The sequence below is a fragment of the Nonomuraea sp. NPDC052116 genome (assembly GCF_040680035.1).
In the GTDB taxonomy this organism is placed as follows: Bacteria; Actinomycetota; Actinomycetes; order Streptosporangiales; family Streptosporangiaceae; genus Nonomuraea; species Nonomuraea angiospora_A.
In genome coordinates, this window is record NZ_JBFAWA010000002.1 from 107717 (window position 1) to 130024 (window position 22308).

Below are 22308 nucleotides of genomic sequence, written 5' to 3' on the forward strand. Positions count from 1 at the left end.
ACCCGGTCAGGCGGCCCGCCCGCTCGGCGGCCCCGTGTCCCGTAGGCTCTGGGTGTGGCCCCAGACAGCAAGCGCCCGCTTCCCAAGGGCGAGCAGTTCTTCACGCCGGGCGCGACCGGCCTGCGCAAGGCCGTCGAGCGGCGCAGCGCCGTGCCGATGACCTACCTGTTCACGCAGGTGCCCCGATGGACGGCGCCGACGGTGCTGGTGGTCCTGCTGCTGGCCGGGTTCGCCGTGGCCAACCCGCTGGGCGGCGTGGCCGTGCTGCCGGCGATCGCCTTCATCGGCTGGCTGGCGTACCTGTCGTGGCCGTCGCTGGGGATCGGCGGAAAGGTGATGCGGGTCGCCATGCTGACCTTCCTCGTGCTCCTGGCGGCGACCCGCTTCGGCCTCATCGCCCCCTAGGGCAACAGGGTGTAGTGCGGGAAGTTGCCCGGCAGGCGCTCGCCGTCCGGGCCCCCGGTGGAGGACGCAGTGGAGGACGTGGTGGAGGCCCGCACCAGCAGCTCGCCGCCGACGAACGCGCCGCGCCAGGATGCCCCGAGCCCGCCGAACAGCTCCTCGCGGTCGCCGCGCGAGCGTGGCCGGTTGTGCCCCACCTTGAACGCCCGCACCTCCGGCGCCAGCCGGTGGAATGTCTCCTCCTCGTCGCACGACAGCGTGGCCACCAGGGCGCCGTTGCTGGCGTTCATGGCGGCCAGCAGCTCGGCCTCCGTGTCCACCAGCACGATGGTGTCCACGGGCCCGAACGGCTCGGCGTGGAAGAGGGGTGAGGAGCGGGGCGGGTTGAGGAGCGCCGTCGGCGCCAAATACGCCGAAATATCCTGCCCCGGCAGGAAATGTCCGGCGTCGAGCGACGCCCGGTGCACCGGCACCCCTCCCCTGGCCACCGCCTCGTCCACCTGATCGGCCAGTTCCTTGGCCTTGGAGGCGTTGATCAGCGGCCCGAAGTCCAGCTCCGGCAGCGGATCGCCGGGATCGGCCACCGCGAGCGGATGGCCGAACCGCAGGGACCCCACCGCCGCCAGGTACGCCCCCAAGAACTCGTGGAACAGCGACCGCCGCACCACGAACCGCGGATAGGCCGTGCACCGCTGCTTGCCGTAGTCGAACGACGCCCGGATCTGCCTCGTGAGCAGCTCCCAGTCGCCGTACTCCCACACGCCCCAGCAGTTCAGCCCCTCCTGCTCCAGCACGTGCCTGCGCCCGAGGTCGGCCAGCGAGGTCGCCACCTTGGCCCCCGCGTCCCGGCCGCCCACGAACGACACGCTGCCCAGCGCCCGCCCCCCGGCCAGCACCGGCGACAGCTCCGCCCCTCCCCCGCTCACCAGCGTGAACGGCAGCCCCTCCCGCACCGCCAGCGCGCAGGCGAGCGTCAGGCAGCACAGGCCGCCGTCCGTGGGGGTCTTGGCGATCACCGCGTTGCCGGCCAGCGCCTGCACGAGCATGGCGTGCATGAGCACGCTCATCGGGTAGTTCCAGCTCGCGATGTTGCTGACGGGCCCGGGCAGCGGCATCCGGCCGGCGACCATGCGGTCGATCTCGGCCACGTACCAGCGCACGCCGTCCAGGCAGCGGTCCACGTCCGCGCAGGCCGTCTTCCACGGCTTGCCGATCTCCCAGACCAGCAGCAGGGCCAGCAGGTCGCGGTGGGCGGCCATCGACTCGACGGCGGCCGACACCATCGCCTTGCGCTCGGCGAGCGGCAGGTGCCGCCAGCGCCGGTGCTCCTCCACCGCGCCCGCCACCGCCCGTCCCGCGCCCGCCCGGTCGATCCGGGGCAGGCCCGCGATGGCGGTGCCGTCCAGCGGCGAGAAGCCGGGCACGGGGCGCCCGTCGCGGTGCCAGATGCCGCCCCAGTGGTTGAGCACCCGGTCGTCGTGGAATGCCTCGGGGGCCGCCGAACAGCACCGTTCGTAGGCGTCCCGCCAGGCCGTACCCGGCTTGATCCGCATGCGCTCCTCCTCAGTCGGACCAGTCGGCGGTGATGAGCTCGGGCAGCGGCTCGAACTCCTTGATCGCCTCCAGCGACGGACCCATGGCGGCGTTGGCCTCGCGTTCCACCATCACCTCCACCAGCACCGGCAGCCGCTCCCGCGCCGACTCCGCCGTCGCCCAGGCCAGCGCGTCCCGGATGTCGCCCGGCAGCTCCACCCGGCGCGCCGGGCAGCCGAACGCCTCCATGGCCTTGACATGGTCGATGCCGCCTTCTCCGTAGTGCAGGTCCACGGCGTAGTTCATGTCGTACGGGATCTCGGCCTGCCGGATGAGGCCCAGGTACTCGTTGTTGATCATGACGATGACGAACGGGATCCGGTACTGGGCGGCCACCGCCACCTCCTCCATGAGGAACTGGAAGGAGTAGTCGCCCACCACCGCCACGACCTGCCGCTCCGGATGCGCGCACTTGACGCCCATCGCCGCGGGCACCTCCCAGCCCAGCGGCCCGGCCTGCCCGCACACCAGGTAGCGGCGCGGCAGGTAGGTCGTCTGGAACTGGCCCGACCAGATCTGGTAGAGCCCGATGGCGGTGACGAACGTGGTGTCCCTGCCGAAATACTCGTTGATCTCCCTGAACACCCGGGGCGGCTTGATCGGCACGTCGTCGAAGTCGTCGCGGCGGGCCATCGTCCTGCGCAGGTCGGCGACCTTCCGCACCCACTTGCCCGGCTGCCGCGGCCCGCCGCGCCGGCGCGCCTCGTGCAGCAGCTCCCCGAGCACCGGCCGGGCGTGCCCGACGATCCCGAGGTCGGGCTCGAAGACCCGGCCGATCTGCGTGGGCTCGATGTCCACGTGCACGAACGTGCGGCCCCGGCGATAGACGTCGAGATCGCCGGTGTGCCGGTCGCCGAAGCGGGCCCCGATGGCCAGCACCAGGTCGCTCTCCAGGAAGGCGGCGTTGCCCCACCGCGTCTGGGTCTGGATGCCAGCCATGCCCGCGAACAGCGGGTGGTCCTCGGGGAAGGCGCCCTTGCCCATGAGCGTCACCTGCACGGGCACCTGGAGGTGCTCGGCCAGCGCGCGCAACTGGTCGGACGCGTCCGCGATGATCACGCCGCCGCCGGCCAGGATGATCGGCCGCCTGGCCTCGGCCAGCAGGTCCACGGCCTTGCGCACGGCTCTGGGCAGCGGCGCGTGCTCCTCGACGGGCAGCGGCGCGTCCAGCTCCCGGTCGTACAGGCAGGTCCCGCGCTGCACGTCCACCGGCAGGTCGATGAGCACGGGGCCGGGCCGCCCCGACCGCGCGATCCTGAACGCCTCCCTGAACACCCACGGCGCCTGCGCCGGCTCCTTGAGCTGCACCGCCCACTTGGTCACCGGCCGGGCGATCTCCACGATGTCCACCGCCTGGAACGCCTCCTGGTGCAGCTTGGAGGAGACCGCCTGGCCGGTGACGCAGATCATGGGGATCGAGTCGGCCAGGGCGGTGTAGAGGCCGGTGATCATGTTCGTGCCGGCGGGGCCGGAGGTGCCGATGCAGACGCCGACGTTCCCGGTCACCCTGGACCAGCCGTCGGCCGCGTGGGTGCCGCCCTCCTCGTGGCGTACGGTGACGTGCCTGATCGAGCTGTGCTGGAGCGCGGCGTAGAGCGGCAGGATGGCCGCGCCCGGGATGCCGAAGACGGTGTCCACCCCCTCCGACTCCAGCACCGCCACCACGGCCTCCATGCACGGAATCCTTTTTCCGCGGGCTCCTTCGTCGCCCGCGGAAAAACCCTTGGCCGTGCTTCTGGTTCTCTCGCTTCGCTCGCTCACGCGTTCAGCCTTTCCACGACCTTCAGGAGGGCGGAGTGGTCGAGCGAGCCGTGGCCCTGCGCCCGGGCCGCGGCCACGAGCTGGGCGACCTGCCCGGTCAGCGGCAGGCTGACCCCGGCCTCGCGGGCGGCGGCGACGGCGATGCCCATGTCCTTGTGGTGCAGGTCGATCCGGAAGCCGGGGTTGAACTCCCGCCGGACCATGGTGTGCCGCTTGAGCTCCAGGATCCTGGAGCCCGCCAGGCCGCCCGCGAGCACGTCCAGCCCCGCCAGGGGGTCCACGCCGGAGGCTTCGAGCAGCACGATCGCCTCCGCCACTAGCCCGTAGATGCCGCCGACGACGAGTTGGTTGGCCGCCTTGACGGTCTGTCCCGCGCCGGCCGGGCCGACGTGCACGACGGTCGTGCCCAGGGTGCCCAGGACGGACCGGGCCGCCTCGACGTCCTCGGCCGCCCCGCCCACCATGATCGACAGGGTGCCGTCGATCGCGCCGCGCTCGCCGCCGCTGACGGGGGCGTCCACCGCCCGTACGCCGGCGGCCGCCGCCTGCCCGGCGACCCAGCGGGAGGTCTCGGGCTTGATGGTGCTCATGTCGATGTAGAGCAGGTTCGGGCGGCCGTACTCGACGATCAGCGGCGCGACCTCCTCCACCTGCGGCGAGTCGGGCAGCATCGTGATCACCACCTCGGCGCCGCCGACCGCGTCGACCACGCCGGAGGCGCCCTTGCCGCCGAGGCCGACGAGCTCTTCGACCCGCTCGGCGCTCACGTCATAACCGGTCACGACATGTCCGGCTTTGAGGAGGTTGGCCGCCATCGGGCTGCCCATGATCCCCAAACCGACGAACCCGATGTTCACGCCTGCCTCCAGTCGAACGCGCCCGGCCCCTGGTGCCGGTACTCCAGGCCGACGTGGCCCCGGTAGCCCGCCGCCGCCAGCCGGGCGAAGATCTCGTCGTACGGCATGCGGCCGCTGCCGGGGTGTCCCCTGCCGGGGTCGTCGGCGATCTGCACGTGGCCGAACCTGGCGCTGTGCCGGTCGATGAGCTCCAGCACGTCCTCGCCCATCCGGTGCAGGTGGTAGAGGTCGGCCAGGAAGGCCACGTTCTCCCGGTCCACCTCATCGATCAGCTCGAACGCCGCCTGCGACGACGTGATCGGATATTTCGGGTTCTCGTGGGAGTTGAGGGCTTCGACCACCACGGTCGCGCCGATCGCGGCCGCCGCGTCGGCCGCCCCGCGCAGGTTCGCCACGGCCAGGGCCCGGTCGGTGCCGGGATCGTTGCCGTACAGGGCGTTGAGCACGCCGCAGCCGAGCTCGCCCGCCAGCCGGACCGCCACGTCGATGTTGGCCTGGAACCGGGCGGAGCCGTCCGGCCTGGCCAGCAGGCCGCGCTCGCCGGCGGCCATGTCGCCCGCGTCGAAGTTGAGGCCGGTCAGGCGCACCCCGGCGTCCTCGATCGCCTGCCGCAGCGCCGCCACCTCGACGCCCGCGGGGTCGGGGACGCCGAACGGCCACCACAGCTCGACCGCGTCGAACCCGGCCTTGGCCGCCGCCGCAGGCCGCTCCAGCAGCGGCAGCTCCGTGAAGAGAATCGACAAGTTGACGGCGAATCTCACGCCGCACCCCGCCGGCTCAGGGCAGAGCGCATGAGGCGGGCGGTCTCCGACGGGGTGCGGCCGACGCGGACTCCGGCCGCCTCCAGCGCCTCCTTCTTGGCCTGGGCGGTGCCGGACGAACCGGACACGATCGCGCCCGCGTGCCCCATCGTCTTGCCCTCCGGCGCGGTGAACCCGGCCACGTAGGCGACCACGGGCTTGCCGACGTTCGCGGCGATGTAGGCGGCGGCCCGCTCCTCGGCGTCGCCGCCGATCTCGCCGATCATGACGATGGCGTCCGTGCCGGGGTCGTCCTGGAACGCCTGGAGGCAGTCGATGTGGGTGGTCCCGACGACCGGGTCGCCGCCGATGCCGACGGCGGTGGAGAAGCCGAGGTCGCGCAGCTCGTACATGAGCTGGTACGTCAGCGTGCCCGACTTCGACACCAGCCCGATGCGCCCGGCGGAGGTGATGTCGGCGGGGATGATCCCGGCCGAGGACTGCCCCGGGCTGATGAGCCCCGGGCAGTTGGGGCCGATGATCCTGGTGCGGCCGTGCGCGAGTGCGCGGAAGCGCACCGCGTCGTGCACGGGGACGCCCTCGGTGATCACCACGCACAGGGGCATCCCGGCCTCGACCGCCTCCTCCACGGCCGGGCCGGTGAAGCGCGGCGGCACGAACACCACGGAGACGTCGGCCCCGGTCTCCCCCATCGCCTCGGCCACGGACCCGAACACGGGCACCGAGCGCTCGCCGAAGTCCACGGACCGGCCGCCCTTGCCGGGCGTCACCCCGGCCACGACGTCGGTGCCCGCGGCCAGCATGCGGGCCGTGTGCCTGGTGCCCTCCGCGCCGGTCATGCCCTGCACGAGCACCCGGCTGTCCTTGGTCAGAAAGATCGCCATCACGCACCTGCCGCGAGTCTGGCCGCCATCTCGGCGGCGCCGTCCATGGTGGAGACCTGCCGGACCGCCGGGTGCCGGGCGTCGCTCAGGATGCGCCGGCCCACCTCGGCGTTGTTGCCGTCCAGGCGTACGACGATGGGCCTGGCCAGGCCGCGCTCGCCGAGGAGCTCGAGCGCGGTGACGATGCCGCTGGCCACCGCGTCGCAGGCGGTGATGCCGCCGAAGACGTTGACCAGCACCGAGCGCACGTCGGGGTCGGCCAGGATGATCTCCAGCCCGTCGGCCATGATCTTGGCGGACGCGCCTCCGCCGATGTCCAGGAAGTTCGCGGGGGCGGCCCCGGCCCCGGCGACCACGTCGAGCGTGCTCATGACCAGCCCGGCGCCGTTGCCGATCACGCCCACCCGGCCGTCGAGCTTGACGTAGTTCAGGCCCTTGGCCCGGGCGCGGTCCTCCAGGCTGCCGGTGGCCTCCCCGTACTCCCAGGCGTGCCGGAACGCGGAGTTGTCGTCCAGGGTGACCTTGCCGTCGAGGGCCACGATGCGCTGGTCGGTGGTGCAGATCAGCGGGTTCACCTCGACCAGCAGGGCGTCCTCCGCGATCAGGACCCGCCACAACTTCTCCAGCACCTCGGCCGCCTGCTCGGGCAGCCCCGCCTTGGCCGCCAGCAGGCGCGCGGCGTCCGCGTCCACGCCGGTCACCGGGTCGACCGGCAGCCGCACCAGGGCGTCGGGGTCGGTGGCGGCCAACTCCTCGATCTCCATGCCTCCCCGGCCGGACACCATCGCCAGGAAACCGCCCTCAGCCCGGTCGACAAGGAAAGCCGCGTAGTACTCCTCGAACGGCACGGTCGCCGTCTCGACCAGCACGCTGCGCGCGACGTGCCCCTTGATGTCCATCCCGATCACGTGCTCGGCCTCCGCCTCGGCGGTGACCGGCCCGGCCGCGGTCCTGATCCCGCCCGCCTTGCCGCGTCCGCCGGTCTTCACCTGGGCCTTGATGACGACGGGCGCGTTCAGCTCGGCCGCTATCGCGCGGGCCTCCGCCGGGGTGGCCGCGATACTGCCGGCCGGGACCGGGATCCCGTGACGCCCGAAGAGCTCCTTCGCCTGATACTCGTACAGGTCCATTCGAGCCTCCTTTGTAGACGGTATACCGTATGGAAAAACCCTCGTCTAGGGTCTCGACAGTCTCTCGTCTACTGGATATTCCATACAGTATGGAGAATGCAGTTAGAGACTGGCGCGGGCGTTCGTACCTCCCCGGACCCGTCCCCGCCGACCGCACGCGCATGTTCTGGCTGGCCTGGGGGGCCATGGCGGCGATCAGCCCGCTCCAGTACGGCTACGCCGCCCTCCTCGCCAAGGAGGCCACCGGGCTCACCCTCCTGGCCGTCTGGATCGCCTGCCAGGCCGCGGGCGCCCTGCCCGCGCTCCACCTGGTACGGCGTGGCCGCCTCGGCGTCCGTACCAGCCTGGCCGCGGGAGCCGCCCTGAGCTTCGCCGGCCTCGCCGCGGCGGCGCTCCCGCTGAGCGCCCCGGGCGCCTTCGTGGGGTACGCGCTCCTCGGCGGGCTGGGCGCGGGCCTGGTCTACGGGGTCTGCGGCGAGGTCGTCTCCTCCTGGTACCCGGAACGGCCCGCCGCCCGGGTCGGGCTGATCACCGGCGCCTTCGGGTACGGCGCGGTGCCCCTGCTCGTCTGGGCCGGGATCGCGCCGGCCGCCACGTCCACCGCGTTCCTGGTCGCGGCGGTCGTCGCGCTGGCGGTCATCGGGACCGCGGCCCGGCACCTGCGGCTGCCTCCCGCGCTGTGGTGGCCCGCGGACGTGGACCCGCGCTCGCACGCGCTCGACGCGGCGCGGCTGCGCACGACGCCGGAGGCGGCCCGGCAGTTCGGGCCGGCGCAGGCGCTGCGCACGCGTACGCTGCCGGCGCTGGCCCTGATCCTGACGTGCGCGGGCGCGGTGTCGGTCTTCGACGTGATCGTGATCGCGGGGACCGGGTCGTGGGGCGCGCTGGCCGTCCTGGTGGCGCTGAACGGGGCCAGCCGGTCGGTGGCGATGCGCTGCTCGGAGCTGTACGGGCGGCGCCGCGTGCTCGCCGCCGTCCTGACCGCACTCGCCGCCGGCCAGATGCTCCTCGCCACCGCCCTCGCCACCACGCCACCCGGCGCCGGGCCCGTGCCGGCCGGGGGGCCGCTGTTGTGGCTCGGGGCCGTGGCGGCCGGACTCGGGGGCGGGGCGTTCTACCCGCTGCTCGCCAGCCTGGTGCGGGAGTTCTTCGGGGTCGAGCGGGCGGGCGAGATCCACGCCGTCGTCTACAGCGCCAAGGCCCTGGCCGGAGCGGGAGCCGCCGCCCTGGCCCTGCTCGCCCTGAGCACCCCTGTGACCGCGCTCGCCGTCGCCGCCGCTCTCGCCGCCCTTCCGGCCCTGGCCATCCCCCGCCTCCGCATCCCCGGACTCCCTGCCACCATCCCCTTGTGACACCCACCCGCCCCGCCGGTCACGGGCGCCGCCGTCCAGCACCGGGGCGCCTGTGATGAGGCTCACGGCCAGGAGAGACCCCTGGACGGTATGCTGTAGGCAGTCGACGAAAAACCGTAGCGCAGCCCTGGAGACGTGACCATGTTGCTGTCGGATCAGGCCGGTCAGGCGGCGGCCACCAAGATTCCCCGCCCAGCCACGCTCCGCGAGAGCGTTATCGAGGCTATCCAGGAGCTCATCGTCTCCGGGCAGCTCAAGCCGGGCCAGCACCTCGTGGAGAGCGAGCTGGCCGAGCTGCTCGGCGTGTCCAGGCAGCCGGTCCGCGAGGCGCTGCAGCAGCTCAGCGGCGAGGGCTGGGTCGACCTGTTCCCCGGCCAGGGCGCGTTCGTGCACGTCCCGACCGTGGAGGAGGCCGACCAGCTGCTGGCCGTGCGCACGCTGCTGGAGACCGAGTCCGCCCGACTCGCCGCCAAGCAGGCGGGCGAGGACGGCGTCAAGCGGCTGCGCGCCCTGTGCGCGCGGGGCATCGCGGCGGTGGAGGCCGACGACGTCGACTCCGCCGTGGCGACCAACTCCGAGCTGCACGCCCTGGTGACCGCCCTGTCGGGCAACAAGGTCCTCTCTGAGCTGGCCAGCCAGGTGGCCAGGCGGGTGCGGTGGTACCACACGCCGGTGGCCCGCCAGCGCGGCATGGCCTCGTGGGAGGAGCACACCTCGCTGATCGACGCCATCGAGGCGGGCGACGAGCGGCGCGCGGCCAAGATCATGCGCGAGCACACCGAGCACACCCGCGCCTCGTACATGGCTCAGCGCGAGCAGGAGCCCGTCCAGCCGGCGCCCAAGCCGGTGCGGCGGCGCCGGACGCGGCAGCCGGGTTGATCTGCCGTTCACAAGAGACCGCATGCTCCGAAACACCTCGGGTAGAGGATGGAGCCGGACGAATGGAGGTGCGTGACCATGAAGGCGTTCATCCGCTTTCTCCTCGGTGATCCCGCGGGCCAGACAGCGGACGGCCGGGTGATCGGCCTGGGTCTGAGCACAGCTCTCAAGAAGCACTACTCCGCCGACGAAGCGGACCGCTACCTGCGCGAGTGGGTGGCCGCGGAGCACGACGTACCCAACTGTCCGCGTCACTGAGGAGCCGCGGCAGGGACGATCGCCCCGATGCCGCGGCGTGGTCAGCGTTCCACGGGCTCGGGCTCCACCCCCTCCGAGGCCGCGGCGGACGCCCTCGCGTCGCGGGCCGACTTGATGAGGCTCAGCACCGTGGTGACGGCGAGAGTGCCGACGATGACGCCGAGGGAGGCCAGGATCGGGATCTCCGGCGCCCAGGACACGCCGTCGTGGTGCAGGGCCTCGAGGATCAGCTTCACGCCGATGAAGGCCAGCACCACCGACAGCCCCCTGCTCAGGTAGACGAGCCGGTCGAGCAGCCCGCCGATGAGGAAGAAGAGCTGGCGCAGCCCCATGAGGGCGAAGGCGTTGGCGGTGAAGACCAGGTACGGCTCCTTGGTGAGGCCGAAGATGGCCGGGATGGAGTCGAGCGCGAACAGCAGGTCGGTGGTCCCGATGGCGACCATGACGATCAGCATCGGGGTGACCATCCTGCGGCCGAGGTGCACGGTGAGCCGGGCGCCGTGATAGGTGTCCGTGGTCGGGAGCACCCGGCGCACCGCGCGCAGGGCGACGTTCTCGGAGAACTCCGCCTCGTCGTCCTCGCCGCCCATGAGCTTCCACGCCGTGTAGACGAGGAAGGCGCCGAAGACGTAGAAGAGCCAGTCGAACCTGGCCACCGCGCCCGCGCCGGCCGCGATGAACGCGCCGCGCATCCCCAGCGCCAGGATGATGCCGATGAGCAGCACCTTCTGGCGGTACTCGCGCGGCACCTGGAAACGGCTCATGATCAGTAGGAAGACGAAGAGGTTGTCCACGCTGAGCGAGTACTCGGTGATCCAGCCGGCGAAGAACTCCCCGCCGTGCGCGGGGCCCGACAGCATCAGCAGTCCCGCGCCGAAGGCCACGGCCAGGGCGACGTAGAACGAGACCCAGGCCACGCACTCCTTCATGGACGGCTCGTGCGGCCTCCTGGCGACGAGCCAGAAGTCCACCGCGAGCACGACCGCGAAGCCGGCGATCGTGACCAGCCAGATCCAGGGCGGCAGGTTCACCGGCGGGCCCCCTTCCGTGCGCGCAGCATCCCGGCGTGCCGGACGTAGAGGCCGAGCAGGTCCTTGGCCAGCGGGTTGGCGGGGGCGCGGCGGATCAGCCAGTACGGCATGATCCGCTCGTGCAGCCAGACGAAGCCGATCGCGAAGCCGAGGCTCACCATCGCCTGGTACGCCAGGAACGGCAGCACTCCGTCGGCCAGGCCGATCCCGACCAGGCTCTCCTGCGCGAGCCGGGACACGGGGAAGGCCGCCACCCAGTACAGGCCGACCGGCCCGAAGGTCCCCGGACGGAACACGCCGTGGCCGAGCAGCACGCCGTACAGGCCGCCGAAGAGGGCGAGCGGCACGGCGAGCGACAGGGCCGACAGCGCGGCCATCCCGGTGGGCTGCCCCGCGAACAGGGTCAGCCCACCGGCCATGGCTCCGGCGACGGCTCCGATCGACGCCCCTGGCAGGGCGAGTTCGAGGCTGTGCCGTCCGTCCATCAGCCCACGACCACGCCGAAGGCGAACAGACTGTAGAACAGCATCCCCAGGTAGAACACCGCACCGAAGCCGATGATGACGTTCGTCCACCACTTGGGCCGGATCGGTTTGGGCAGCATGCGGTTGTTCACCAGGAGCAGGGTCACGCAGTACGCCCCCATCGCGAACGTCGACAGGAACGCCAGCGTGTCCAGGATCCCGCTCGGCCCGTCGGCCGGTCCGAACAGCAGGATCAGGATGCCGAAAATGATCACGCCCCAGAGAAAGACCCCGTACAGGCGCGACATGCCCAGCTTCTTCGCCCCGGGCACGAAGTGGTACGTCATGTCAGCCTGGCCCCGGGAGAAGGAGTCGAACAGCCCCAGGGTGGCGTTCAGGCCGATCAGCGCGATGAACCCGAGGAACACCGCCCCGAGCACCGAGCTGCCCGCGTGGGAGACGGCGTTGGCCATCGCGGTGAGCGCCACCTCGCGGTCGTCGCCCTGGATGACGGCCCGCACGCCCGGGTTGAGCCGCACGGCGGACTGCGCGATCACCGTGAACGAGATCGTCACCAGCATGGTGACGCCCCAGAACAGCAGCAGCGCGTCGAACGTGACCCAGCGCCGCCACCCCTTCCACTTGGCCATCTCGGCCGGGTCCTCGGTGTCGAACATGAACCCGCGCGCGGGCATCTCCTCTTGCTGCCCCGCGTGCCGCAGCCCGCGGATCTGCGGGATGTGCGCGCCCATGCCGGCCCCGGAGTCACGCAGGTGCAGCGTGTACCACATCTGCTGCATGCCGGAGGGTCCGGCGAAGGCGCACGCCCCCACGATGACGGGGAACCAGGCCGCCGACATGGCCTCCGACGGGAAATAGCCGAAGGAGAACATGCCCGAGAGCGTGGAGGCCACGTCGCCCCAGGAGCCGACCATGGCCGCGACCACCGCCGTGCCGATCACGAGTGTGCCGATGAGCAGCGACAACACGTTCTCCAGCACGTTGTAGATCACCTTGGCCAGGCTGAACACCACGCCGACCAGGACAAGTCCGACGATGGCGGTCACCATCCACGGGATGCCGGTGATCTCCTCGAACGCCGCCGCTCCGGCCGACAGGTGTCCCGGCCAGATGTAGACGGCGATGGCCACGATGAAGAAGAACCACATCAGCGGCTTGAACACCCGGGCCGCGCCGGAGAAGATGCTCTCCCCCGTCGCCATGGCGTAGCGCGCCATCTCCAGCATCACGAAGGCCTGCAGCGTGACGCCGATCAGGAACAGCCACCTGATCTCGGGCCCGAACAGCAGCACCAGCCTGGGCCACATGTACGACTCGCCCATGCCCACGCCCAGCGCGACGAGGAACACCGTCGGCCCGAGAATGTGCACCGACGGAGGCGCGTCGGGCAGCTTCCTGATGGGCATCGGCGCGAGCCGGCCCGCTTTCCATACTCGTTCGTCCTCGACCGGCGGCGTGGCCGTCGCCGGTGGTGTTTTCGATGTGTCCACCTACGGACCTCCTGGGGGGTTGTTGCTTCCTCGTGCGCCCCGATTAGCCCCCTCACCCGGCTTGTTGCGCTCGGCTCTTAGCGCAACAAGCCGGCAGCCCTGGCCCAGCGGTATTTCGCGCCGAGGACCGCCACGGGCTTCTCCGTCGTGTACGGGTACGCGACCACGCCGTGCTCGAACAGGTACTCGCTGGCCTCCTCTACTTCGGTGTCGCCGGCGAGCGACGCGACGACCGGCTTGACGTTGCCCTTCGCCCGCTCCTCCGCCACGACGCGGGCGATGAGCTCGGCGAAGACCATCGGCGGCGTCACGATCGTGTGCCAGTAGCCCAGGACGAGCGCGTGGATGCGCTCGTCGGCCAGGCCGAGGCGGACCGTGTTCTCGTAGGTCGAGGGGGGTTCGCCGCCGGTGATGTCGATGGGGTTGCCCGCCGCGCCGAACGGCGGGATGTAGGCGCGGAAGGCCGCGTCCAGGTCGGGCGGGATGTCCATGAGCGTCAGCCCGGCGTCCACGATGGCGTCCGACAGCAGCACGCCCGAGCCGCCCGCCCCGGTGATGATGACGACGTTCTCACCCTTGGGCGCGGGCAGGATCGGCAGCGCGCGGGCGTATTCGAGCATGTCGTTGAGCCCCGGCGCGCGCACGACCCCGGCCTGCCGCAGGATGTCGTCGTAGACCTTGTCGTCGCCCGCCAGCGCGCCCGTGTGCGAGCCCGCCGCCCGCGCGCCCATCGCGGTACGGCCGGCCTTGAGCACGATGACCGGCTTCTGCCTGACGACCCGGCGCGCGGCCTCGACGAAGCCGCGGCCGTCCTTGAGGTCCTCCAGGTGCATGGCGACGGCCTTGGTGTTGTCGTCCTGCTCGAAGAAGGTCAGCAGGTCGTCCTCGTCCACGTCGGCCTTGTTGCCGACGCCGACGATGGCCGAGACGCCCATCTTGGTGGTGCGGCTGAAGCCCAGGATGGCCATGCCGATGCCGCCGCTCTGCGAGGTCAGCGCCACGCTGCCCTTGACGTCGTACGGGGTGCAGAACGTCGCGCAGAGGTTCTCCGGCGTGTAGTAGTAGCCGTAGATGTTGGGCCCGAGCATGCGCACGCCGTGCCTGCGCGCGATCTCGACGATCTCCTTCTGGCCCTCGACGTTCCCCGTCTCGGCGAACCCCGACGGGATCATGATCGCGCCCGCCACGCCCTTGCGCCCGGTCTCCTCCAGCGCCGGCGCCACGAACTTGGCGGGGATCGCGAACACGGCCACGTCAACGTCGCCGGGCACGTCCGAGATGCTCTTGTACGCGGTCAGCCCCATGATCTCGTCGGCCTTGGGGTTGATCGGGAAGATCTGCCCCTGGTAGCCGCCGTTGATGAGGTTGCGCATGACCGAGTTGCCGATCTTGCCGGTCTCGGCGGAGGCGCCGATCACGGCCACCGAGCGCGGCTTGAAGATCCGCGTCATCTGCCGGAGGATCTCCTCCCGCGACAGGCGGGCGACCTCGGCGGGCTTGTCGCCGATGAGGATGCGCACGTCGGCGGCGACCGCGCCGTTGGCGTCGGCGAAGACGGGGTTGAGGTCCACCTCGACGATCTCGGGGAAGTCGGAGACCAGCCGGCCGACGCGCTCGATCAGCTCCGCGAGTGCCTCCCGGTTCGCGGGCTCCGCGCCACGGGCACCACGGAGCACTTCCGCCGCCCTGATGTCATCCAGCATCCCAAGGGCATCTTCACCCGAAACCGGGGCAAGCCGGAAGGTCACGTCCTTGAGTACCTCGACCAGGACGCCGCCCAGCCCGAACGCGATGACCTTGCCGAACGTGGGATCGGTGACGGCGCCGACGATGACCTCGTGGCCGCCGCCGACGAGCTGCTGCACCTGGACGCCGTCGATGGCGGCGTCGGCGTTGTACGCGCGGGCGTTGGCGAGGATCGTGTCGTGGCCCGCGCGGACCTCCTCCGCGCTCTTCAGGCCGACCAGCACGCCGCCCGCGTCCGTCTTGTGCAGGATGTCCGGGGAGACGATCTTCAGGACGACCGGGAGGCCGATGCGCTCGGCGATGGAGACCGCCTCGTCGGCGGAGGTGGCCAGGCCCTCGCCCGGGGTGGCGATGCCGTACTCCTCGCAGATCTTGCGCCCCTCGGGGGCGGTCAGGGCCGTGCGGCCCTCGGCGAGCGCCTTCTCGATGACTTCGCGGACTGTGCCCATGGTCGCGCTCCCTACGGGTCCTCCCTGGTTACGCAAGCTGCCGCTGTCGGACCCTACTCGCCGCTCCACTAGATGACTCCGTTCGTCTTCAGCTCGGCCAGCTCGTCCGCGCTGACGCCGAGCTCGCCGTAGATCTCCTGGTTGTGCTCGCCGAGCAGGGGCGGGGTGCGGACGTCGACCGGGGAGTCCGACAGCTGCAGCGGGCTGCCGACGGTCACGAACTCGCCGCGCTCCGGGTGGTCGACCGTGACGACGATGCCCTCCTCGCGCAGGCTCTCGTCCTGGACCAGCTCCTTGGTGGACAGGATCGGCCCGCACGGGATGTTCTCGGCGTTGAGCCGGTCGAGGACCGTCCACTTGTCGTGGCGGATCGTCCACTCCTCGATGAGCTGGAACATCTTGTCCAGCTTCGGCAGCCGCGCCTCGGGCGTCGCCCACTCGGGGTCCTCGGCCAGCTCGGGGCGGCCGATGATGGTCGAGATGGGCTTCCAGCCGATCGGCTGCACGATCACGTAGATGTAGTCGTTGGGTCCGCCGGGCGCGCAGCGCACCGCCCAGCCGGGCTGGCCGCCGCCGCTGGCGTTGCCCGAGCGGGGCACCTCGTCGCCGAACGTCTTGTTCGGGTACTCGCGCAACGGGCCGTGCGCCAGGCGCTGCTGGTCGCGGAGCTTGACGCGGCACAGGTTCAGCACGGCGTGCTGCATGGCCACCTGTACGCGCTGCCCGCGGCCGGTCTGCTGGCGCTGGTAGAGGGCGGCCAGGATGCCGGCGACCGCGTGGATGCCGGTGCCCGAGTCGCCGATCTGCGCCCCGGTGGCCAGCGGCGGGCCCTCCTCGAAGCCGGTGGAGGTCATCGAGCCGCCCATGGCCTGGGCGATCACCTCGTAGGCCTTGAACTTGGCGTACCTGCCGGTGCCGAAGCCCTTGATCGAGGCGTAGATCAGGCGCGGGTTGAGCTCCTGGAGGCGGTCCCAGGTGAAGCCCATGCGGTCGACCGCGCCCGGACCGAAGTTCTCGACCAGGATGTCGGCGCTCCTCACCAGGTCGGTGAAGATCTCCTTGCCGCGCTCGCTCTTCATGTTGAGGGTGATGCTGCGCTTGTTGCAGTTGAGCATCGTGAAATAGAGGCTGTCGACGTCCGGGAGATCGCGGAGCTGCTGCCGGGTGATGTCGCCGGTCGGGGCCTCCAGCTTGACGACGTCCGCGCCCAGCCAGGCGAGCAGCTGGGTGCAGGACGGGCCCGACTGGACGTGGGTCATGTCGAGGACGCGGACACCTTCGAGAGCCTTCATGGTGGAGCTCCCCTACTTGTACATCGTCTGGTTCATGGTTCCGGGGGCGTAGACCTCTGGATCGACCCACACGTTGATCAGCGAGGGCTTGCCCGACTCCCTGGCCCGCTCCAGCGCGGGGCGGATCTCGGCCGGGTCGCGCACCTCCTCGCCGTGGCCGCCGAGCAGCTTGGCGAAGTCGCCGTAGCGGATGTCGCCGAGGGTGTTGCCGACGCGGGCGCGGTCCTCGCCGTACTTGGCTGCCTGGCCGTACCTGATCTGGTTCATGGACGAGTTGTTGCCGATGACCCCGATGAACGGCAGGTCGAAGCGGACCATGGTCTCGAAGTCCCAGCCGGTCAGGCTGAAGGCGCCGTCGCCGAAGAGGCAGAGCACCTCCTTGTCGCGCCGCGCCTGCTTGGCCGCCATCGCGAACGCCATGCCGACGCCGAGCGTGCCGAGCGGTCCCGGGTCCATCCAGTGGCCGGGCGACTTGGGCTGCACGACCTGGCCGGAGAAGGTGACGATGTCGCCGCCGTCGCCGATGTAGATCGTGTCCTCGGTGAGGAACTCGTTGATCTCGTGGACCAGGCGGTAGGGGTCGATGGGCTGGGCGCCGGAGAGCTGGCGGGGCAGGCGCTTCTCGTACGCCTGGGTCTCGACCGCGCGCAGCTCGTCCATCCACTCCTTGCGCTTGGTGACCGCGTTCTCGATGCGGCCGCTGGCGGCCTGGGCCGCCGCCGCGAGGACGAGGCCGGCGTCGCCGACAATCCCCAGGTCGATGTCGCGGTTCTTGCCGACCGTGCGGTAGTCGAGGTCGATCTGGACCACGGCGGCGGTCGGCGACAGGCGCTTGCCGTAGCCCATCCGGAAGTCGAACGGGGTGCCGACGATGATGATCAGGTCGGCGTTGGTGAAGGCGTACCTGCGGCTGAGCTGGAAGTGGTGCGGGTCGCCGGGCGGGAGCGTGCCGCGGCCCGAACCGTTCATGTACGCGGGCACGTTCAGGGCCCGGACGAAGTCGATCGCGGCGTCCGTGGCCCGGCACGTCCACACCTGGCTCCCGAGCAGGATGCACGGCTTCTCCGCGTGCGCCAGCATGTCGGCCAGCCGCTCGATCGCCTCGGGGTCGCCCTGCTGGCGGGTCGAGGCCCGGTAGTGCCCGGCCTTGGGGAGGCGCGCCTTCTCCAAGGGGACCTTCGCGTCGAGCACGTCGCGCGGGATCTCCAGGAACGACGGGCCCGGAGCGCCGTGGTAGCACTCGCGGAAGGCCATCGACACGATGTCCGCCACCCGCTCCGTGCTCGGCACCGTGGCCGCGAACTTCGTGATCGGGCTCATCATGTCCACGTGCGGCAGGTCCTGCAGCGAGCCCATCTTGTGCTGGCTCAGCGCTCCCTGGCCGCCGATGAGCAACATGGGGCTCTCCGCGCGGAAGGCGTTGGCAACGCCGGTGACCGCGTCGGTCGTGCCCGGCCCGGCGGTGACCACGGCGCAGCCGGGCTTGCCGGTGATGCGCGCGTACCCGTCGGCCGCGTGTGCCGCCACCTGCTCGTGGCGTACGTCGATGACCTCGATGCCCTCATCGACGCAGCCGTCATAGATATCGATGATGTGGCCGCCGCAGAGCGTGTAGATCACGTCCACACCCTCGGCCTTGAGTGCCTTGGCTACGAGATGACCACCAGAGATCGTTTCCGACATCATGCCACCCTTTCCGGCGTCGGCTGTCTTCCGCATACTGCATACCGTATGACCGCAATGGTTACTCCCTCTCGTTCGGCCTGTCTAGCCCCCAGGGGGCAACTCGATCAGCTCGACCTGCTCACCGGCCCACCCCGGAGGGACGACAGCCAGCGCGTCGGCCAGCGCCGCCCCCCACAGCGAACCCGGCCGGTCGTGCCCCACCGGCACCGCGCCCCGGCCCGACCTCCGGACCGGCACGAGCCGCGTGTCGCGCGGATGCGCCCGCACCGCTCCGGCCAGCGCCGACGTCTCCGTGCGGACGGGGATCCCGGCCAGCTCGCGCAGGATGGGCGCGAGCAGCGTGAGGGCCGCGCCGAGGGCCGCGAACGGGTTTCCCGGCAGGCCGACGACCAGCGCCCCTCCCGGCAGCCGGGCCAGGAGCTGCGGGTGCCCGGGCCGCACGGCGACGCCGTCGACGATCACGTCGGCGCCGAGGTCGCCGAGCACGGCCCTGAGGTGGTCGGCGGGCCCTTTGGACGACGCGCCGCACACGGCGACCACGTCCGCCGCCCCGGTCTCGAGTGCGGCGCGGAGCGCTTCCCGGCCGTCGGGCAGCACGTCGGTGCTCGCCACCCGGCCGCCGGCCCACGCCACCAGCCCCGGCAGGAACGGGCCGATGGCGTCGCGCACCCGGCCCGGCGCGGGCAGGCCCTCGTGCACGACCTCGTCCCCGGTGATCAGCACCGCGACCCGCGGGCGGGGCCGTACGGGCAGCTCGTCGTGGCCCAGCGCGGCGGCCAGCCCGAGCGCCACCGGGGTCACCACCGCGCCCGCGCCCAGCACGACCGCGCCCTCGGCGATGTCCTCGCCCCGCCGCCGGATGTGCCGCCCGATCTCGGCGGCGCCGTTCACCCGCGCCCCGTCCACCGCGGCCTGCTCGTACGGCAGCACCGCCGACGCCCCCGCGGGCGTCGGAGCGCCGGTGGCGATCTCGACCGCCTCCCCCGGCCGCAACTCCTCCCCGTAGCAGGCGCCGCCGGCCAGAACCCGGCCGACCACCCGCCACGGGCCGGCACCGGCCACCGCGTAGCCGTCCATCGCCGAAACGTCCACCCCGGGCACCGCCACCAGCGCCGTCAACGGTGCGGTGAGGTGGCCGCCGAGAGCGTCGGCGAGCAGCACGGACGCGGGCTCGAGGGGCGTCGCGGACCCCTTCGCGAGGGCCCGCGCGGTCACCCAGGTCGTCGATTCCACCACTAGATCATGCCGAAGAACGGTCACAGGCATGCTCCTTGACCCACGTTTTTCCATACTGTATACCGAATGCAAATCCGACGCGAGAACGGAGCGCAGCATGAAGGTCGCTGTTCTTGGCGCCGGCGCCATCGGCGCATACGTGGGGGCCGCCCTCCACCGGGCGGGAGTCGAGGTGCACCTCATCGCGAGAGGCGAGCACTTGCAGGCGATCCGGCGCGCCGGTGTGCGGGTGCTCACCCCCAGAGGCGACTTCACCGCCCACCCCCATGCCACCGACGACACCACCCAGGTCGGCCCGGTGGACCACGTCTTCCTGGGCCTCAAGGCGAACAGCTACGCCTCCGCGGGCCCCATGATCAGGCCGCTCCTGCACGAGGCCACGAGCATCATCGCCGCGCAGAACGGCATCCCGTGGTGGTACTTCCACGGGCTCAAGGGCCCCTACGAGGGCTACCGCATCGAGAGCGTCGACCCGGGCGGCGCGGTCACGACCGCGCTGCCCCTGCACCGTGCCGTCGGCTGCGTCGTGTACGCCGCAACCGAGATCGAGCGGCCCGGCGTGATCCGCCACCTTGAGGGCACCCGCTTCTCCATCGGCGAGCCGGACGGCGAGCTGACCGAGCGGTGCAACGCCTTCAGCCAGGCCGCGATAGCCGGCGGGCTCAAGTGCCCGGTGGAGCGCGACCTGCGCAAAGACGTGTGGGTCAAGCTCATGGGCAACATCGCCTTCAACCCGATCAGCGCGCTGGCCAGGGCGACGATGGCCGGGATCTGCCGCCACGACGGCGCCAGGGAGCTGGTCGTGGCCATGATGCGGGAGACCGTCGAGGTGGCCGGGCGGGTCGGCTGCGATCCGGGGATCTCCATCGAGCGCCGCCTGAAGGGGGCGGAGAAGGCGGGCGAGCACAAGACCTCCACGCTGCAGGACCTGGAGAAGGGCAAGCCGCTGGAGCTGGACGTGCTGCTCGCGGCGGTGGTCGAGCTGGCCGACCTCACCGGCGCCGAGGTGCCGACGCTGCGTGCCATCCACGCGGTGAGCGACCTCCTCAACGCCAACCTTGTCCGCGCGGTCTAGCGAGGAATACCGTAGCCTGTATACAGAATGGAGGGATCATGAGCTATGACCGCCTGACCCATCCACTGGTGCGTGAGAACGGCGTGCTGCGCAGGGCGACCTGGGAGGAGGCCCTGGAGCGGGCGGCGGAGGGCTTCCGCCGCAACCTCGCCGCGCATGGGCCCGACTGCTTCGCCATGTTGTCGTGCGCCCGTTCCACCAACGAGATGAACTACGTCGGGCAGAAGTTCACCCGCGTGGTGATCGGCACCAACAACGTGGACTCCTGCAACCGCACCTGCCACGCGCCGAGCGTGGCGGGGCTGTCGGCGGTGTTCGGCAGTGGTGGCGGCACGTCCTCCTACCAGGAGGTGGAGGACACCGATGTGATCGTGATGTGGGGTTCGGCGGCGCGTAACGCCCACCCCATCTTCTTCCAGCACGTGCTGAAGGGCATCCACAACGGCGCGCGGATGTTCGCGGTGGACCCGCGCCGCACCGGCACCGCCCAGTGGGCCGACCTGTGGCTGGGGCTGAACGTGGGCACGGACATCCCCCTCGCCCACGCGGTGGCCAGGGAGATCATCCACGCCGGGCTGCACAACGAGGCGTTCATCGAGCGGGCCACGATCGGGTTCGAGGAGTTCAAGGAGTCGGTCGAGCCCTGGACGCTGACCGTCGCCGAGCAGGTCACCGGCGTGCCCGCGCACGCCATCCGCGAGCTGGCCCACGCCTACGCGCGCGCCGACCGCGCCCAGCTGTGCTGGACGCTCGGCATCACCGAGCACCACAACGCGACGGACAACGTACGGGCCCTGATCAACCTGTCCCTGCTCACCGGCCACGTCGGCCGCTACGGCTCCGGCCTGTCGCCGCTGCGCGGCCAGAACAACGTGCAGGGCGGCGGCGACATGGGCGCCATCCCCAACCGGCTGCCCGGCTTCCAGGACATCCTCGACCCCGGCATCCGGGCGCGTTTCGAGAGCGCGTGGGGCAGGGAGATCCAGCCCCGCTACGGCCTCAACCTCACCCAGATGCTGGAGGCCATGGCCGACGGCGAGGTGACCACCTGCTATCTCATCGGTGAGAACCCCGTGCAGTCCGAGGCCGACTCGCTGGCCTGCATCAAACGCCTGTCCATGCTCGACCACCTGGTCGTGCAGGACATCTTCCTCACCAAGACCGCCCAGATGGCCGACGTCGTGCTGCCTGCCAGCGCCGCCTGGTGCGAGGCGGACGGCACGTTCACCAACAGCGAGCGCCGGGTCCAGCGGGTCCGCAAGGCCCTGGATCCGCCGGGCGAGGCGCGCGACGACATCTGGATCATGTGCGAGCTGGCCCGCAGGCTGGGCCACGACTGGCACTACGACGGCGCCGAGGAGGTCTGGAACGAGCTGCGCGCCATGTCGCCCCAGCACCACGGCATGACTTACGAGCGGCTGGCCGACCTGCAGGGCATCCAGTGGCCCTGCCCGTCGGAGGACTCGCTGGAGCCGCCCTACCTGCACGGCAGGCTGTGGGAGAGCGACCCGGTCAGGCGGGGCGTGCCGGCGCCGTTCGCGGTGCTGCGCCACTCGCCGCCGGTGGACCTGCTGGACGAGGAGTATCCGCTGCGGCTGACGACCGGGCGGCGGCTCGACTCGTACAACACGGGCGTGCAGTCCTCCGGGTTCGCCTCTCCCCTGCGCCGGGGCGAGACGGTGGAGCTCTGCCCCGAGGACGCCGACCGGCTCGGCGTCGTCGCGGGCGAGGAGGTGCGGATCACCTCGCGGCGCGGGTCGGTGGTCGCACCGGTGTTCATCGACCCCGCCCTGCGGCCGGGGCTGGTGTTCATGACCATGCACTTCCCGGACGAGGTGGACACCAACTCCCTCACCATCGAGGCCACCTGCCCGATCGCGGGCACCGCCGAGTTCAAGGCGGCGGCCGTACGCGTCGAGAAGCTCGTGAAGGCCGGGTGAT

Annotated in this window: 19 protein-coding genes; 6 read left to right on the forward strand and 13 right to left on the reverse strand. The window is 71.3% G+C overall.

The annotated features are described in order from the left end of the window. The first annotated feature begins 54 nt into the window (after nt 1-54). Nucleotides 55-405: a DUF6703 family protein gene (locus tag AB0L65_RS03350; protein ID WP_355208086.1), complete on the forward strand. Its 351-nt coding sequence runs from the start codon at nt 55-57 to the stop codon at nt 403-405. On the opposite strand, the gene AB0L65_RS03355 is transcribed toward AB0L65_RS03350, so the two are convergent. From AB0L65_RS03355 to sucC, 6 genes are all read right to left on the reverse strand, one after another. After that, entirely contained in the window at nt 402-1955 is a 1554-nt protein-coding gene (locus AB0L65_RS03355) for an aldehyde dehydrogenase family protein (protein ID WP_364239868.1), read from the reverse strand. The two genes, AB0L65_RS03350 and AB0L65_RS03355, sit on opposite strands and share 4 nt — an antisense overlap. A gap of 10 nt (nt 1956-1965) precedes the next feature. Then, complete coding sequence (gcl, locus tag AB0L65_RS03360; RefSeq protein WP_364239870.1) at nt 1966-3669, reverse strand: glyoxylate carboligase; 1704 nt, start codon at nt 3667-3669, stop codon at nt 1966-1968. An 83-nt stretch (nt 3670-3752) separates the two neighbouring features. Next, a complete protein-coding gene (locus tag AB0L65_RS03365) occupies nt 3753-4613 on the reverse strand; it encodes an NAD(P)-binding domain-containing protein (RefSeq protein ID WP_364239872.1) in 861 nt (286 codons plus the stop codon). After that, on the reverse strand, nt 4610-5374 hold the full coding sequence (locus AB0L65_RS03370; protein WP_364239873.1) for a TIM barrel protein: 765 nt from the start codon (nt 5372-5374) through the stop codon (nt 4610-4612). The genes AB0L65_RS03365 and AB0L65_RS03370 overlap by 4 nt, the downstream gene beginning before the upstream one ends. After that, nucleotides 5371-6258, reverse strand: coding sequence for a succinate--CoA ligase subunit alpha (sucD, locus tag AB0L65_RS03375; protein ID WP_364239874.1), 888 nt, complete (start codon nt 6256-6258; stop codon nt 5371-5373). The genes AB0L65_RS03370 and sucD overlap by 4 nt, the downstream gene beginning before the upstream one ends. Continuing rightward, entirely contained in the window at nt 6258-7388 is a 1131-nt protein-coding gene (gene sucC / locus AB0L65_RS03380) for an ADP-forming succinate--CoA ligase subunit beta (RefSeq protein ID WP_364239876.1), read from the reverse strand. The genes sucD and sucC overlap by 1 nt, the downstream gene beginning before the upstream one ends. An 89-nt stretch (nt 7389-7477) precedes the next feature. On the opposite strand from sucC, the gene AB0L65_RS03385 reads away from it, so the two are divergent. The 3 genes from AB0L65_RS03385 to AB0L65_RS03395 all read left to right on the forward strand — a co-directional run bounded on the left by AB0L65_RS03385 (nt 7478) and on the right by AB0L65_RS03395 (nt 9877). Continuing rightward, nucleotides 7478-8740 carry an MFS transporter gene (locus AB0L65_RS03385; RefSeq protein WP_364239878.1) on the forward strand — a complete coding sequence of 421 codons (1263 nt, stop codon included), beginning with the start codon at nt 7478-7480 and terminating at the stop codon, nt 8738-8740. A gap of 141 nt (nt 8741-8881) precedes the next feature. After that, nucleotides 8882-9619, forward strand: a complete 738-nt coding sequence (locus AB0L65_RS03390; RefSeq protein WP_350725084.1) for a GntR family transcriptional regulator — start codon at nt 8882-8884, stop codon at nt 9617-9619. A gap of 78 nt (nt 9620-9697) precedes the next feature. Continuing rightward, nucleotides 9698-9877, forward strand: a complete 180-nt coding sequence (locus AB0L65_RS03395; protein ID WP_364239880.1) for a hypothetical protein — start codon at nt 9698-9700, stop codon at nt 9875-9877. A gap of 41 nt (nt 9878-9918) precedes the next feature. Here AB0L65_RS03395 and AB0L65_RS03400 read toward each other — a convergent pair whose 3' ends face one another. The 7 genes from AB0L65_RS03400 to AB0L65_RS03430 form a co-directional block, all read right to left on the reverse strand. Continuing rightward, complete coding sequence (locus AB0L65_RS03400) at nt 9919-10908, reverse strand: TerC family protein (RefSeq protein WP_364239882.1); 990 nt, start codon at nt 10906-10908, stop codon at nt 9919-9921. Further along, nucleotides 10905-11393, reverse strand: a complete 489-nt coding sequence (locus AB0L65_RS03405; protein WP_364239884.1) for a hypothetical protein — start codon at nt 11391-11393, stop codon at nt 10905-10907. The genes AB0L65_RS03400 and AB0L65_RS03405 overlap by 4 nt, the downstream gene beginning before the upstream one ends. Beyond that, on the reverse strand, nt 11393-12883 hold the full coding sequence (locus AB0L65_RS03410) for an Nramp family divalent metal transporter (RefSeq protein WP_350725077.1): 1491 nt from the start codon (nt 12881-12883) through the stop codon (nt 11393-11395). The genes AB0L65_RS03405 and AB0L65_RS03410 overlap by 1 nt, the downstream gene beginning before the upstream one ends. Nucleotides 12884-12960: 77 nt before the next feature. After that, nucleotides 12961-15078, reverse strand: coding sequence for an acetate--CoA ligase family protein (locus tag AB0L65_RS03415; protein ID WP_364239886.1), 2118 nt, complete (start codon nt 15076-15078; stop codon nt 12961-12963). 68 nt (nt 15079-15146) lie between these two features. Continuing rightward, nucleotides 15147-16370, reverse strand: coding sequence for a formyl-CoA transferase (frc, locus tag AB0L65_RS03420; protein WP_364239888.1), 1224 nt, complete (start codon nt 16368-16370; stop codon nt 15147-15149). 12 nt (nt 16371-16382) lie between these two features. Then, nucleotides 16383-18089 carry a thiamine pyrophosphate-binding protein gene (locus AB0L65_RS03425; RefSeq protein WP_364239890.1) on the reverse strand — a complete coding sequence of 569 codons (1707 nt, stop codon included), beginning with the start codon at nt 18087-18089 and terminating at the stop codon, nt 16383-16385. A 48-nt stretch (nt 18090-18137) separates the two neighbouring features. Continuing rightward, nucleotides 18138-19292, reverse strand: coding sequence for a molybdopterin molybdotransferase MoeA (locus tag AB0L65_RS03430; protein ID WP_364240557.1), 1155 nt, complete (start codon nt 19290-19292; stop codon nt 18138-18140). A gap of 97 nt (nt 19293-19389) precedes the next feature. Here AB0L65_RS03430 and AB0L65_RS03435 point away from each other — a divergent pair, with 97 nt between their 5' ends. Further along, on the forward strand, nt 19390-20367 hold the full coding sequence (locus tag AB0L65_RS03435) for a 2-dehydropantoate 2-reductase (protein WP_364239892.1): 978 nt from the start codon (nt 19390-19392) through the stop codon (nt 20365-20367). Nucleotides 20368-20405: 38 nt separating this feature from the next. After that, a complete protein-coding gene (locus AB0L65_RS03440; protein ID WP_364239894.1) occupies nt 20406-22307 on the forward strand; it encodes a molybdopterin-dependent oxidoreductase in 1902 nt (633 codons plus the stop codon). The last annotated feature ends 1 nt before the right edge of the window (nt 22308 follow it).

Coding starts and splice junctions, on each gene's coding strand:
- AB0L65_RS03425 (WP_364239890.1), bottom strand. CDS start 18,089: ATGCGGAAGACAGCCGACGCCGGAAAGGGTGGCATGATGTCGGAAACG.
- frc (WP_364239888.1), bottom strand. CDS start 16,370: ATGAAGGCTCTCGAAGGTGTCCGCGTCCTCGACATGACCCACGTCCAG.
- AB0L65_RS03405 (WP_364239884.1), bottom strand. CDS start 11,393: ATGGACGGACGGCACAGCCTCGAACTCGCCCTGCCAGGGGCGTCGATC.
- AB0L65_RS03390 (WP_350725084.1), top strand. CDS start 8,882: ATGTTGCTGTCGGATCAGGCCGGTCAGGCGGCGGCCACCAAGATTCCC.
- sucC (WP_364239876.1), bottom strand. CDS start 7,388: ATGGACCTGTACGAGTATCAGGCGAAGGAGCTCTTCGGGCGTCACGGG.
- AB0L65_RS03355 (WP_364239868.1), bottom strand. CDS start 1,955: ATGCGGATCAAGCCGGGTACGGCCTGGCGGGACGCCTACGAACGGTGC.
- AB0L65_RS03435 (WP_364239892.1), top strand. CDS start 19,390: ATGAAGGTCGCTGTTCTTGGCGCCGGCGCCATCGGCGCATACGTGGGG.
- sucD (WP_364239874.1), bottom strand. CDS start 6,258: ATGGCGATCTTTCTGACCAAGGACAGCCGGGTGCTCGTGCAGGGCATG.
- AB0L65_RS03440 (WP_364239894.1), top strand. CDS start 20,406: ATGAGCTATGACCGCCTGACCCATCCACTGGTGCGTGAGAACGGCGTG.
- gcl (WP_364239870.1), bottom strand. CDS start 3,669: ATGGAGGCCGTGGTGGCGGTGCTGGAGTCGGAGGGGGTGGACACCGTC.
- AB0L65_RS03415 (WP_364239886.1), bottom strand. CDS start 15,078: ATGGGCACAGTCCGCGAAGTCATCGAGAAGGCGCTCGCCGAGGGCCGC.
- AB0L65_RS03395 (WP_364239880.1), top strand. CDS start 9,698: ATGAAGGCGTTCATCCGCTTTCTCCTCGGTGATCCCGCGGGCCAGACA.
- AB0L65_RS03385 (WP_364239878.1), top strand. CDS start 7,478: ATGGAGAATGCAGTTAGAGACTGGCGCGGGCGTTCGTACCTCCCCGGA.